This window comes from Trinickia mobilis, assembly GCF_017315705.1.
Classification (GTDB): domain Bacteria; phylum Pseudomonadota; class Gammaproteobacteria; order Burkholderiales; family Burkholderiaceae; genus Trinickia_A; species Trinickia_A mobilis.
On sequence record NZ_JAFLRF010000006.1, the window covers coordinates 112,617 to 125,291 of the forward strand.

The window sequence follows — 12,675 nt, forward strand, 5'->3', positions numbered from 1 at the left end:
ACGTACTTCGAGAGGGTTCATTCGACTGTCTCCGAATCGCTCGAACGCGCTTTCGGGTCGTGGGTGCGCGCTCGATGTTACGTCGCATTCTAGGTACGAAACGACGCGCGAATTGGGCGCTGCGGGGGAACGATCAGTTGCTCTGGAGTGCTATGTGCCGGGGAGGCACGCAGCGCGTAGATGTCTGAGTATGAGTGAGGGTATCCGGGAGAGGGTGCAGCAGTGGAACGCTTGGTTGCTGCCGATGGAACACTGCGGGACGCCCCGCGTTACCAAGTTTTGGCCTTGCTGACCATGAAGTCGACGAACGACCGGATGCGCGCCGGCAACAGTTCGCGATGCGACATCAGCAGATTGACCTCGACCGGGTCGAGCGCCCAGTCGGTCATGACTTTCACGAGGCTGCCGCTGCCCACGTCGGCCTGCACGTGAATATCCGGGATCACCGCGAGGCCGAGTCCCGACACGGCCAGTTGCCGCAGCACCGCGAGACTGTTCACCCACATGTTGCTCGGCGGCTCAGGCGTAATGCAGCTGTTGTCCCGTGTAAATGACCAAGGCTCGACCGAGTAGATCTGGTCGCCGAGCAGCAGACACTCGTGAGCTTCGAGCTCCTCCGGGCGGTTGGGCGCAGGGTGTCGCTCGAGATACGCGGGACTGGCACAAAGCGACCGGGTGAGCGCGCCGAGGCGCCTGACAATCAGGTTGGAGTCCGGCACCTCGCCGGTTTTGATCCAGACATCGACGTCGCTCGCGACGACATCGACGAGGCGGCTCCCCGGTCCAGCTTCGATTTCCATCGAAATACCGGGGTTTGCCTGCATGAATTCGGCAAAGCAGGCGGCAAAACGGTGTGCGCCCAGTTCCGCGGGAATGGCGACGCGCAGTCGGCCTCCGAGTGTCATGCGTTCTTCGGTGACCATCAGTTCCGCACGCGTGACATCCTCGAGCACCTGTACGCACCGCTCAAAGTAGGCCTTGCCGATGGAGGTCGCATTCACCTTGCGTGTAGTGCGCTTCACGAGTTGCACGCCGAGTTCTTTTTCCATCCGCGTGATGCGCCGGCTTCCGGAAGACTTGGGAATGTCCAGTTCGAGCGCTGCGCGCGTGATGCTGCCGTAGCGCACCGCTTCAACGAAAAACCTCATGTCGGATAGTTCGATGGTCATCGCGCCTCCTCACTGGTTTCCGGCAAAACGGCACCGAGTCGGCGTGCCGTCAGGGTCTGACCAACCTACCCGCCGGCTTGCGCACCGCCGCGATAAATTCTCCAGCTTCTGCCGCCTGGCAACCCACCGTGGTGTCTCGATGATGGCACAAGAAAACGCCATGCTGCGGTGAAAGCATGCAACGTCCTTCTGAACGACAAGCCATGTCCACGTTCGATTCGTGGACGGCCGAGGCCCTCTCCGACAGCGGCCGAACTGTTCAAGCGGACGCCGCCGGAACGACGTCCGCTGCGCGCGAGGCTACAGCAACGCCACCACCCGGACGTCGCCCTGCTCGGCGGACGCCACCACCTTGCCGCCGACCCGGCTGAACATAATGGACACCATCTTGTCGCCGACGCGCAAATCGCCGATCTCGAGCCAGTCGATGCCCTCGGGCAGCGCCGGCTGTTCAATCCGCACTTCGTGGCGCTCGGCGTCGATCGTCATGCCGAGACAGGCCTCGAGCATCATGAACGGCGCGCCCGCGGCCCACGCTTGCGGCAGACAGGCGACCGGATAGGCGGTCGGCGGCTCGCCGCGCCGGCGCGGGAACCCGCAGAACAGCTCGGGCAAGCGCATGTCGAAATTGACCGCCGCCTGAAAGAGCGCCTGCAGCAAGCGCACCGCCGCGCCCTTGTCGCCGTAGCGCGCGAGGCCGCGCGCGCACAACGCGTTGTCGTGCGGCCAGACCGAGCCGTTGTGATACGCCATCGGATTGAAGCGCGCCTGATTCGCCGCGAGCGTGCGCACGCCCCAGCCGGTATGGAAGACGGTCGATTCCAGATGACGCGCGACCGACTCGCCGCGCTCGCGCGCCGGCAGGCCGAACGCGAGCAGGTGCCCGGCGTTCGACGCCATCACGCGGCACAGTTCGCCCTTGCCGTCGAGCGCGATGCCATAGAACCCTTCCTCGGGCATCCAGTACTTCTCTTCGACGCGCTCACGCAACGCCGTCGCGCGCGTCTTGTAGCGCACCGCATCCGCGGGATGGCCGCGCAGCGTGGCGAAATGCGACATCGTGTCGAACGCGGCGCACGCGTAGGCCTGCACTTCGACGAGCGCGATCGGTCCCTCGGGAAAGTGCCCGTCCGCGTGGAACACGGAATCGTGGCTGTCCTTCCAGCCCTGGTTCGCGAGGCCGCCGTCGGAGGCGCGCTGGTAATCGAGCAGCCCGAAGCGGTTCTTGTCGCAAACACCCGCCACCCACTGCGCCGCGCGCTCGAGCGCGGGCCACATTTCGTCGATCAGCGCCATGTCGCCGGTGCGCGCCGCATAGGCGCCCGCCAGCACGACGAACAGCGGCGTCGTATCGACGCCGCCGTAATAGAGCGCGAACGGCACCTCGCCCGTGGCGGCCATCTCGCTCTTGCGCATCTCGTGCATGATCTTGCCGACCGACGCATCGCGGAACGCCGAATCTTCGCGCGCCTGGTGCTTGGCCAGAAAACGCAGCACGCCGCGCGCGAGCAGCGGCTGCAGCCACAGCGTCTGCAGCGAGGTGATGACCGCATCGCGCCCGAACGGCGTCGAGAACCACGGAATGCCCGCGTACGGATACGGCCCGGTCGCGAGATCGGTCGTCAAGAGGCCGAGGTCGTAAAACGAACGATCGATCCACGCATTGAAGAGCGGATTGCTCGAGCGCACGCGTGCCGTTACGCGGCGCCGCTCGCGCATCGCCAGGTGCGCGTCGGCGAGCGCGGCCCGCACCGCCGCGCGGCCCACGCGCGGCCGGGCGGCATCGATCTGGGTCAAGTGCGCGGGGCTTGCGCTGTGCGGCGGCCGCGCGACGTCGGCGCCCGTCGCGGCGCCCGGCACCGACTGCTGCGCGCGCGCCTGCACGGCCGCCGACAAATAAATCGACACGCACGCCTGCGCCGGCAATGTCACCGAGTAGTCGGCGCGGCCCGAAAGGAGCTTGTCGGGTTCCGGCGAAAACGCGATCCGCACGTCGCGCTCGACGCGATCGAGCCCCACGTAGCCGAGCAGGACTTCGCCGTTCTCGACACGCGGCGGCTCGACGGCGCCCTTTTTCTCGCGCTTCAAGCCGCGGACTTCGAACATGTCCTTGAAGTCGCTCGCGAACGACACCGAAAGCGGCACGACCGCATCGGTCATGCCATAGTTCGTGAGCGTAATCGCTTCGTAAAGAACGGTGCCGCACAACACGCGCAGCCGCTCGACGTGGATCACGCCTTCGGGCGTCACCGCGCCGCCCAAGGGGGGCAGCGGGCGATTGGTCAGATGCGCGGTAAACGCGGTGTTGTCGCTGCTGACACTGCCCGACAAGAGCGACGGCGCGCGGCCGCCGAACGTCAGACGCAATTGGGACAGCACGCGGGTGTCGTTGACGAACAGGCCATCGTCGTGGCCGATGATGTCGCCGAGCGGATCGTTGACGACGAAGGTATCGCCGGATTTCAGGACGTACTGACTTGCGCTTGCAATGTTGGGGTTTTCGGTCGGGATGAATGCGCCGTCCGGTTCATGCTCATGCTCGGGCGGCTCGCCATGGCTCAGTCCGCCGAGTGATTCTGGGTCCAGCATCGTCTTGCCTCCTGTGATCCCATGCAACGTCGTTGACTTCGTTCCGATTGTAGAGAGGTATGGGCAAGCCGGAAGTTCAACGCGGCGAGGCGATGCGTTGCGCTCGCGTCGCCTCGGCCACGTCGGTCGCTTCATTCACGCCGCGCTGCGAATGAATTCGTCGACAAACCGGTTGAATGCCGACGGATGCGCGAGATTCATTCCATGCGACGCGCCGCGCACGGTTTGCCGCCGCGCGTCACCGAGCCACGATTCGAGCGCGGCGACCGCGCGCTTGAACATGAGGGGACTCCTTTCGCCGTCGATCAGCAACACCGGGCAGCGCACATCGGCGGCATCTTCGGCGGTGTAGGCAGGCAGCGGGTCCCGGAACTGGCGCGGCAGCGTGCCGGCGTTGTCCGCCGCCATCGTGCGGAAAGCCGTCGTGCTCTTCTCCCAGAAGCCCGGGCGGCTCACTGAATCGACGAACAGTTGCAGCCCGGCGTCGATCTCTCCGCTCTCGATCAGTTGCGCTGCGCGGGCGCGCAACGCATTGACGGTTTCGGGCATTTGCGCGAGCGGCCGCCCGGGAATCTGCAGCGGGCCGCCCGGATCCGCGAGCGTGAGCGTGCGGACGTGCTGCGCGTGACGCCGCGCAAAGTGAAACCCCACGCAACCGCCGCGCGAATGTCCGACGACGTGAGCCGGTCCCTCATTGAATCGTGTGATGAAATCGGCCAGCTCGTCGGCATGGCGGCTCCAGCTGAACGGGATGTCGGGCGGCAATCCGATGCGCGGCCAATAGTGCGTGAGGCTGACGCTCACGCAGCGGTAGCGCGGCGACAGCCCATCGAGTTGCGGCTGCCAGTAGCGGTAATCGCACAGCGAGCCGTGTACGAAGAGCAGCAATGGCCCCTCGCCGCGCACGACGTACGGCATCCGCAATCCGCTCGCCAGCTCGATTTCGCGCAGCGACGGGTCGGCGGCGTCCGCGAAACGGGACGCGTGCGGCGCTTCCGGGCGCGAATCGGGCTCGTCCAGTGAATCCATATTCGTTGGGGGAATCGAGGTTGGGATGAGCCGCCGGCGTGTCAGCCGGCGAAGCCCAGTTCCGCGTCGAAGGTTTGTCCGACTGCGAGCTGCGCGCCAGCGCCGGCAACCACGATCGCGTTCTGGCCGAACGTCAGCGCGCCGTCGAGCAGGCTGTTCGCGCGATAGGCGCTCATCGTGTCGGTGGGTTCGTTCGGCCACTGCGGGTCGGGCGCGCCGGTCGCCTGATCGATGGTCGGCATCGGGCAGCGCGCGCACGGCTTCACCACGCGCAACTCGATCGCGCCGCCGCCCTCGCTGCGAAAAGTCTCGACGTAGTCTTCCTCGTACGCCTCCATCCCCGTCACGACGATGTTGGGACGAAACCGGTTCATCGGAATCGCCGTCGCCCCTTTGCGCGTGAGCCGCTCGTTCAGGTCGTCGAGCGATGCCTGGCCGATCACGAGCAGCGGGTAGCCGTCGGCGAACTGTGTCGGCACGTCGAGATCGCCCGTCCACTTGCGGTTCGCCAGGCGCTGCGCCGACGGATCGAAACGCACGAGCCGCACCGGCGTGCCGAGAAACGCCGAAAACCAGCGGGCGGTAACGGGCCCCGTATCGAGCGCGGCGACCGTGTCGCCCCAGACCGTCGCGTCGACACCCTCTGCACCGCGCAAATCGGACGCGGCAAGCGGCGTGCGCAATTCGTCCATGCCGGGCGCGCGCACGATGAGCTCGGAGGCCCCGATCTCGACCTTGACGAGCGCGAGCCCGGCAAACCTGCGCTGCGTGATGAATTGGCCCGCCGGGTCGACGAGCATCCAGTTGCGGTCGTATTCGAGGCCGTACGGCAGAAGACGGACCGAATCGAGCGCGATGCCTGCGCAGGACTTGATCGGATAGACGAGGAGTTGGCTGATGGCTGGCATGGGGCAATGCGGGGAATGGGAAGAGGAACGGCTGCCAGCCGCGATGTTACTCGAACACGCCCACGTCGAGCATCTCCCCCGCCGCGCCGGCTCCACGCACCGCGCAGGTCAGCGGCTCGTCCGCGACCCGCACTTCCAGCCCGGTCTCCTCGACGAGCCGCCGGTCGAGATTCGCCAGCAGCGCCCCGCCGCCCGCCAGCACGATGCCGGTGTCGGCGATATCGGTCACGAGCTCGGGCGGCGCATTTTCGAGCGCCGCCTTCACCGCGCCGATCACCTGCTTGAGCGGCACCGCGAGCGCATCGGCCACATCGTGATTGGACAATTCGATCGTGCGCGGCAAGCCGTCTTCGAGACTGCGCCCGGTCGCCCGCATCGTTTCCTGCGGGACGTCGTAGATGGCCGTGCCGATCGTCTTCTTCACGTACTCCGCGGTCTGATCGCCGAGCACGACGCCATACAGGCTGCGCACGTGGTTGATGATGGCCGCGTCGAACTGGTCGCCGCCCACGCGGACCGAGCCCTTGTAGACCACGCCGCCAAGCGCGATCACACCGACTTCGGTCGTGCCGCCGCCGATGGCGACGACCATCGAGCCGCGCGCCTGTCCGACCGGCAGTCCCGCGCCGACGGCGGCGGCGAGCGATTCGCCGAGCAGATTCACTTTCGACGCCCCCGCTGTCATCGCCGCTTCGCGGATCGCGCGGCGCTCGACGTCGGTCGCGTTCGACGGCACGCAGACCGTGAACTCGGCGCGGCGCACGAAGAGCGAGCGCAGCTGCGCCATGTCGACGAATTCGCGGAACATCTGCTCGGCTGCCGGGAAATTGGCGATCACGCCGTGCTGCATCGGCCGCACGGCTTCGAGGTTGCCGGGCGAGCGCCCGAGCAATTGCTTGGCCTGCGTGCCCACCGCCGCGATGCGCGCGTACCCCGGCCCGGACGTGCCGTGCTTCCGGAAGCACACCACCGACGGCTCGTTCAGAACGATGCCCTTGTCGCGCATATAAATGAGCGTGTTCGCCGTGCCGAGATCGACCGCGACGCTTTGATGGAACAATCGTCCAAAGAATGGTGTGTGCGCCATCGTAGGCTCTGAAGTCACTCGCTCGCCGGCGGCCTGTTGTTGTCAAGCCGTGCAGACTACCCGTCACAGCAGGCTGAAGGGTCGACATCGACTCTGCCGATAAGCGAATTACGGCATCCCGCGCCATGACTTTAGGCCAGGGAAAACCCAATGTTCAGAACAATTTGTGTGCCCTAACGATTTTTATCGCCCGCTTCAAAGCGTTTCATGTGCGCCGACGGCTTTTCCGGTGCGCAAGTGGGCGAGCACGCGCGGACGCTCGACCAGCGCGCGCACCAGCGCGTCGCGCCCGAGCAGCGCGCCGTCGCTGGAGAGGGTGTGGCCGACTTTCGGCAGGGCGTACGCTCCGACTGCGTAGCCGGCGTCGCTGAACGCGTGGGCGGCGCGCTCGAGTTCGAGCACGGGGACGACATCGTCGTCGGTGCCGTGGACGATCGTAATGGGCGTGCGGCTCTTCGCCACGATCGGCGACGCGAGCCGGCCCGAATAAGCGACCACGGCCGCCGCGCCGGCGGCGTTCGTCGCGACGTGATGCAGCGCCATGATCGAACCTTCCGAAAAGCCGACGATTGCAAGGCAATCGAAATCCAGGCCGTGACGCGCAAGCTCCTCGCTCAGCATGCGATACAGCGCCGGATACGCATTGGCGACGCGCAGCGGGCGGCGCGACTCGTCGATTTCGCGCCGGCTGAACCATTGACGCCCGCCGGCGCCGCCGTCGAATGCTTCGCTGCCGTCCAACGATGCGAAGGCCGTGTCGGGCAGCGCGCGGCACCAGGAATCGGCAAGCGGCAGGAGGTCGCGCGCGCTGCCGCCCACGCCGTGCAGCAGCACGACGAGCGATTGCGCCGGGCCCTCGAGCGGGGCGCGGCGCCAGCCATGTTCGAATCGGTTCCAGTCCATCGGAGTCTCCCGGGCAGCCCCGTCGGGGCAGGCTTCCCGCCCCGCAGAAGGCGGTGGCGCGTGATGCACAGGCGGGAGCATACGCCGGGTTGGCGATTCGTGTGTGTGACCGGTACGTGACGGCGTCTCAGCCGGCTTTCGATGCGGCCTCGACGGGCAGGACACAGTGCATCTCGTGGAACAGCACGTCCGGGCGCGACGGCAACTGGAACGGCGGCGCGCAAGACGCGAAGCCCAAGGTCTCGTAGAAACCTCGTGCGCTCTCGCGCGCCGTGCACCACGCGAGCCGCCCGCCTTCGTTCTGCGCATGATCGAGACATAGCTTGGTCAGCAGCCGGCCCAGGCCGTATCCGCGCAGCCTCGCTTCGACGGCGACCCCGCGCAGCCGCCATTCGGCATCGCTAGCGGAACCGGGCAGCGATTCCCGGCATATCGTTGCGACCGCAACGATCCGGTCGCTGCGATAGACAGCCAGATGCAAGGTCGAGTCGTTTTCGTCGTGGCGGAAGCGGCACGATTCGGCGTTGCCCTCCAGCAAGACTTTGCTTCGCAACGGAAACACCCGCTCCGCGGCGACGGAGCAGACAGAAAAAAGCATGTGATTGTCGGACATGAGTCGGCGCTATCCCCGCGGCAATGGATCGACAGGTTCTATTTTCGACGGCTATTGGTCTCATCGCGTGCCGAGGTCGAACCGCTAGGCGTGCACGCTACCCAGTCTTTGACCGCCATGCAACATGCGTAGCGCCAGGTGTCCGAAGTTCGGACCGATACCTCATAAATCTGACAGGTGTGCAACTCAACACGACTGAGTATTCTCGACCTCGTCTTAATTTGCTTTGGGTTTTTTAAGAATCTTGAGATCTCAGATGCTCGTCAACGATCAATCCGATACGCAGGCGGCTTACGTTCAGATCCGCTCTCGAATCCTCGATGGCCGCCTCCCGCCGGGCCGTCCGGTTTCGCCGCGGAACATGGCCGACGAACTGATGCTCGGCCACACGCCCGTGCGTTCCGCGATTCAGCGCCTGGTGGTCGAAGGACTGGTCGAAGTCGTGCCGAGGAAGGGGACCTATGTGGCCGCCCCGACTTTCGACGACCTGCGCGAAATCTTCGAAGTCCGGCTCGCGCTCGAAAGCACGGCCGCCTACCTCGCCGCGGTCAACGGGGCGACGGCAGGACTGACCCAAGCAGCCGATCAACTGCAGCAACTGATCGAAGACGACTCGGCCGACGTGATGATCGAACAGCGGATCGGCTGGGTGTTTCATCAGGAGATGTTCGCGGCCTCGAAAAACGAGCGCCTCTTCACCACGTACCGGATGCTGCGTATACAGACCGGTCTCGCGCTCAACGAATTGCAGCGCAACGATGTGGCGACGGTGCGCCGGGGCACGCTGGAGCACCTCGAGATTTACGCAGCGATCCGGGCCAGCGAACCCGAAGCGGCACGGCGGCATATGTGGAATCACATCGTCGACGGCACCGACGCACGAATCCGAATCATACGAGGCGAACATGAACCGACCGAGTAAGCGAATCTCCATGCCGGTGCAAATGCTCGCCGGGCTGGTTCTGGGCATTCTGTTCGGAATCTTCGCGCCGTCGGCCGGCACGAAGCTCGCCTTTCTCGCGACGCTGTTCGGACACGCGATCAAGATGGTCGTCATGCCGCTGATCCTGCTCTCGGTGACGGTCGGCGTATTCCGGCTCGGCGTGCAGCGCAGCCGCCTCGGCAAGACCGTGCTGCTCAGCATCGGGTTCTTCTTGCTGATGACGGCGGTTGCCGGCGCGCTGGGCCTCGGGTTGAACCTGTTCTTCCGGCCAGGTCTCAATGCAGCCATGACGCAAACTGCAGCGATGCCCAAGAACCTCGCCGGCGGGATCGACTGGACCAACTTCCTGGTCGACATGGTGCCGACCAACCTCGTCGGCGCCCTGGCGTCCGGAAACGCGTTGCCCGTGCTCGTCTTCGGCGTGCTGCTGGGTTCCGCGTTGTCCACGATCGAAGCGCGCGCGGCGCCGTTCATCGCCGTGGTGGAATCGATGCTCGCGGCCCTCTTCAAGATGACGGAGTGGATCATCGCGCTGTCGCCGCTCGCGATCTTCGCGGGGCTCGCGTCGCTGCTCGGCGCAAAGGGGCTGACCGCGATCGTGCCGTTGCTCAAGCTGCTCGGGGTCGCGTATCTCGGCATGGCGATCCTCGCGCTGCTGCTCACGCTGATCGTCAAGTCGATCGGCCTGTCGCCGGCCGCCGTGGTCAAGCGCGTCAGCGAACCTCTGATTCTCGCGTTCACCACGCGGTCCTCGGAAATCACGTTCCCCGTTCACCTCAAGCGGCTGACGGAGATGGGCGTGCCGAAGTCCGTCGCTTCCACGATCCTGCCGCTGTCCTACATATTCAACCGCGACGGTGCGGTGCTCTATACCGCGCTCGCGGTCGGGTACCTGGCCGACGCCTACCATCTGACCTGGAGCTGGCCGCTGCTCTTCACGATCGCCGTGCTCACGATCGTCACGATCGACGGCGCCGCCAACGTGCCGTCCGGTGCGATCGTGGCGATCACCGTCATTCTGTCGGCCATCGGCTTGCCTGCCGAAGCCGTCGTGCTGATCCTCGGCATCGACGCCTTCTTCGACATGGGCCGCACCGCGCTGAATGTCTATGCGAGCACCGTCGCGACGGCCGTGGCGATGCGGATATCGGGCGAGGCCTACCCCGAACCGGTGCAGGACGAACAGCTCGACAATCTGGGGGCGGTCGGAAGCGACGCTTGAGCGCCGGTGGCACACACGTCGATTGCCGGAAGCACGCCCTTTTTTGTCCAGCCCATCCATTGAGCGGAGCAAGCGATCATGGAAAATGCCGCCTATTCGAGCGACTACACGTTGGTCGATACCGCCGAGTTCTCACTCGGCTTGAAGGATGTCGAAGCCGTTGCCGATACGTTGGAGCTGCTCGCGTCGCTGATGACGGACCCGCAGGTGATGCTCGAGGACGAACACCTGCGGCGCGTGCCCTCGGCGCTGCATGCGCTAGGCGACTATCTCAACATCCGCAGCAAGCATCTGCGCTCGATCGGCGCCACGAACGACGCCGCCCTTTCGAACTTCAGCTTCGCGTGCCCGAGCGTGCAAGAAAGCCCCTAGTGCCCTGAAGCGATAAGGAGCAATCGTTTGTGCCTTCCAGGCGAGTGCCCGCCTGACGGCGCCCGTCGCAACTTCGGCACCGCCTCGAACCGGCCACCGCCCGCATTGCCCGTTCCCGTCCCGATCCGCCACGCGTTCAGCCATCAGCAAGCGTTGCGGAAAACGCGTATTCTCAGTGGCTTCGCAGCATCCGGCATGCGGCCTGCAGCGCGCATCGCCCGCTCCTCATTGCGAAGTGGAGAAACGATTGGAGAGCCCTGCTTCGGCCGCCCCCGCTGCCCCCGCCGCGCCGCCGGCGCCGCCACCGCCGCTCGCGGGCGGCCAGCTCGCGCTCGCCACGCTCGCCGTGGCGCTCGCGACGTTCATGAACGTGCTCGATACGTCGATCGCCAACGTCGCGATTCCGACCATCTCGGGCGATCTCGGCGTATCGGTCGATGAAGGCACCTGGGTCATCACCGTGTTCGCCGCGGCCAATGCCGTAGCGATTCCGCTGACCGGCTGGCTCACGCAGCGCATCGGCCAAGTGAAGCTCTTCGTCGGCGCGATCCTGATGTTCGTGCTGTCGTCGTGGATGTGCGGCGTCGCGCCGACCCTGCCGTTCCTGCTCGCGTCGCGCGTGCTGCAAGGCGTGGTCGCCGGGCCGCTGATCCCGCTCTCGCAAGCGATCCTGCTCGGCTCGTATCCGAAGGAAAAATCGTCGACGGCGCTCGCGCTATGGGCGATGACCGCCACCGTCGGCCCGATCGCGGGCCCCGCGCTCGGCGGCTGGATCACCGATAGCTACAGTTGGTCGTGGATCTTCTATATCAACATTCCGGTCGGCCTTTTCGCGGCCTTCACGACGTGGGTCATCTACCGCAAGCGCGAAAGCCCGACCAAGCGGCCGCCGATCGACGTCGTCGGCCTCGGGCTTTTGATCGCGTGGGTCGCGTCGCTGCAGATCATGCTCGACAAAGGCAAGGATCTCGATTGGTTCTCATCGCCTTTCATCGTCGGGCTCGGCCTCACGGCGATCATCTGCTTTGCGTTCTTCCTCGTATGGGAGCTGACCGAGGAGTATCCGATCGTCGATCTGCGCCTCTTCTCGCAGCGCAACTTCATGGGCGGCACGGTCGCGATCTCGGTGGCGTACGCCGTCTTCTTCGGCAATCTGGTGCTGCTGCCGCAGTGGATGCAGGAGTATCTGAACTACCGCTCGGTCGACGCCGGGCTCGTCACCGCGCCGCTCGGCATATTCGCCGTGATCCTCGCGCCGGTGATGGGCCGCGTGCTGCCGCGCTCGGACGCGCGCATCATCGCGACGCTCGCGTTCATCGGCTTTGCGTTCGTATTCTGGCTGCGCTCGAACTACGTGACCGAAATCGACACCTGGCACCTGGTGCTGCCGACGCTCTTGCAAGGCATTCCGATGGCGCTCTTCTTCGTGCCGCTGACGGCGATCATCCTCTCCGGGCAGCCGCCGCACCGGGTGCCCGCGGCGGCGGGGCTGTCGAACTTCGTGCGGGTGTTCTGCGGGGCGGTGGGGACGTCGATCGCCAGCAACGAGTGGAACAACCGCACGATCCTGCATCACGTGCGGCTGACCGAGCAGGCGAGCGCCACCAATCCGGTATTTACTCAGCAAATGAGCTCGACGCAATCGCTCTTGAACGTGAACGGCCAGACCGCGCATGCGTTGTTCGATTTCACGGTGAACACGCAGGCGGCGATGATGGGCCTCGACGATATTTTCTTTGTCTCCGCGGTCATCTTTCTCTTGATCATTCCGCTGATCTGGATAACGCGGCCGGGCAAAGGCGGCGGCGGGGACGCAAGCGGCGCGCATTGATGTCTGCGA

Annotated in this window: 11 protein-coding genes; 4 read left to right on the forward strand and 7 right to left on the reverse strand. The window is 65.5% G+C overall.

Annotated elements, in window-relative coordinates; genetic code table 11:
• Positions 1-269: 269 nt before the first annotated feature.
• The 7 genes from J3489_RS10720 to J3489_RS10750 form a co-directional block, all read right to left on the reverse strand.
• Positions 270-1,169 (reverse strand): LysR family transcriptional regulator, encoded by a 900-nt coding sequence (locus J3489_RS10720; RefSeq protein WP_206997711.1) that lies wholly within the window; start codon positions 1,167-1,169, stop codon positions 270-272.
• Positions 1,170-1,469: 300 nt separating this feature from the next.
• Positions 1,470-3,758, reverse strand: coding sequence for an amylo-alpha-1,6-glucosidase (locus J3489_RS10725; RefSeq protein WP_206997713.1), 2,289 nt, complete (start codon positions 3,756-3,758; stop codon positions 1,470-1,472).
• Between the two features lie 135 nt (positions 3,759-3,893).
• A complete protein-coding gene (locus tag J3489_RS10730) occupies positions 3,894-4,676 on the reverse strand; it encodes an alpha/beta fold hydrolase (protein WP_206998045.1) in 783 nt (260 codons plus the stop codon).
• A 152-nt stretch (positions 4,677-4,828) separates the two neighbouring features.
• Positions 4,829-5,695, reverse strand: a complete 867-nt coding sequence (locus J3489_RS10735) for an MOSC domain-containing protein (protein WP_206997715.1) — start codon at positions 5,693-5,695, stop codon at positions 4,829-4,831.
• 46 nt (positions 5,696-5,741) lie between these two features.
• Positions 5,742-6,782, reverse strand: a complete 1,041-nt coding sequence (locus tag J3489_RS10740) for a rod shape-determining protein (RefSeq protein ID WP_206997717.1) — start codon at positions 6,780-6,782, stop codon at positions 5,742-5,744.
• A gap of 195 nt (positions 6,783-6,977) precedes the next feature.
• Entirely contained in the window at positions 6,978-7,685 is a 708-nt protein-coding gene (locus tag J3489_RS10745; RefSeq protein WP_206997719.1) for an alpha/beta hydrolase, read from the reverse strand.
• 127 nt (positions 7,686-7,812) lie between these two features.
• Entirely contained in the window at positions 7,813-8,298 is a 486-nt protein-coding gene (locus tag J3489_RS10750) for a GNAT family N-acetyltransferase (protein WP_206997721.1), read from the reverse strand.
• Positions 8,299-8,554: 256 nt separating this feature from the next.
• Between J3489_RS10750 and J3489_RS10755 the strand changes: the two genes are divergently transcribed.
• The 4 genes from J3489_RS10755 (at position 8,555) to J3489_RS10770 (ending at position 12,666) form a co-directional block, all read left to right on the forward strand.
• Entirely contained in the window at positions 8,555-9,220 is a 666-nt protein-coding gene (locus J3489_RS10755; protein WP_206997722.1) for a GntR family transcriptional regulator, read from the forward strand.
• Positions 9,204-10,463: a dicarboxylate/amino acid:cation symporter gene (locus J3489_RS10760; RefSeq protein ID WP_206997724.1), complete on the forward strand. Its 1,260-nt coding sequence runs from the start codon at positions 9,204-9,206 to the stop codon at positions 10,461-10,463. The genes J3489_RS10755 and J3489_RS10760 overlap by 17 nt, the downstream gene beginning before the upstream one ends.
• A 78-nt stretch (positions 10,464-10,541) precedes the next feature.
• Positions 10,542-10,835, forward strand: a complete 294-nt coding sequence (locus J3489_RS10765; protein WP_206997726.1) for a hypothetical protein — start codon at positions 10,542-10,544, stop codon at positions 10,833-10,835.
• 247 nt (positions 10,836-11,082) lie between these two features.
• On the forward strand, positions 11,083-12,666 hold the full coding sequence (locus J3489_RS10770; protein WP_242539933.1) for a DHA2 family efflux MFS transporter permease subunit: 1,584 nt from the start codon (positions 11,083-11,085) through the stop codon (positions 12,664-12,666).
• The last annotated feature ends 9 nt before the right edge of the window (positions 12,667-12,675 follow it).